Raw genomic sequence first — 1056 nt, forward strand, 5'->3', positions numbered from 1 at the left:
CCGGGGCTTGTCGAGGTCTGGGGCGTGCCTGACCTCGGTGAAGTAGCACCGGCCACAGTAGCGCAAGCGGCTGCCAGTGACGATGGCGTCACTGACCAGGGGCTTGTTGACCAGCACCAGTTTCTCGCGAATCCAGCGGGCACGTCGGCGCACCAGCGCCTCTTGCTCGGTCGAATCGACCACTGGCCCGCGCAGCAACACCGGCCTGCCGCGCTCGACCGTCACGTAGTGCCGCTTCAGCTTGGCATCGGGCTGGAACTGCCACTCGATGGTGGATTGGCCGTAGTAGAGCAGCGGCATCGTCAGTTCTTCAACAGGATGTCCAAGATGCGCTTGGCGTGCTCTCGCGCCACGGAACGCTCCCAACCCGCCAGCGGCATCAGCAGCTTGTGCAACAGCGCCCGTAACTCGGGGTGCAGGTCGTGCATCTGCTTCCAGTTTGCTGCCGCCATGGTTCGGGCCAGGTCAGCATCCTCGAACAGTTTGGTGGTGGCAATGCGGGCCGTGTCTTCACTGAGCAGCGACGCCAGGTAGTGATACACCGCCGAATGGGCCGGGTGCTCGAAGCCTGTGTTGTCTTTGTCCTTGATGCGTTGCCCGAACAGGTCGAGTTGCTCCAGGAACTGGGCCTGACTGACGCGCCCGGCAGCTTCCTCAGCCAACAGCTTTTCCAGCTCCTCAGCCAGCTTGTCGAAGAAAGCCGGGTCCTTGTCTCGGCCGGTCACAATCGTGTGCTTCAACTGGTTCTTCATGACCAGCGCCTGGCTACCGGGGTTCGCCAGCTTCTTCAGGCGTGCCATGTCGCTGGCATCCAGAATCGACACCTCTTTGGCCAGCAAGCTCTTGGCGGGGCTGGCGTCGATATACTCATCCAGCAACTGCTGCAGCAAGGCCGATTCGAGTCGCGTGATGCGCTCGCGGTGGGTGCTACCGGGCAGCTTGTCGCGCAACATCAGCCTGATTTCAGCGAACAGCGTGAAGTAGGGCTTGAATGGCACCCCCCGCACATCTGGCAGGATGATGTCGATGCTGCGGTTGAAGCGCTTCGCCAAGTCC

The 1056-nt window shown here is 62.0% G+C and carries 2 protein-coding genes; both read right to left on the reverse strand.

The window, feature by feature from the left end; genetic code table 11:
• Positions 1-300: hypothetical protein (locus PQ963_09890; GenBank protein MEN4029969.1), on the reverse strand; the 300-nt coding region annotated here is incomplete at its 3' end.
• 2 nt (positions 301-302) lie between these two features.
• Positions 303-1056: hypothetical protein (locus tag PQ963_09895; GenBank protein MEN4029970.1), on the reverse strand; the 754-nt coding region annotated here is incomplete at its 5' end.

Source organism: Methanobacterium sp., assembly GCA_039666455.1.
In the GTDB taxonomy this organism is placed as follows: domain Archaea; phylum Methanobacteriota; class Methanobacteria; order Methanobacteriales; family Methanobacteriaceae; genus Methanobacterium_D.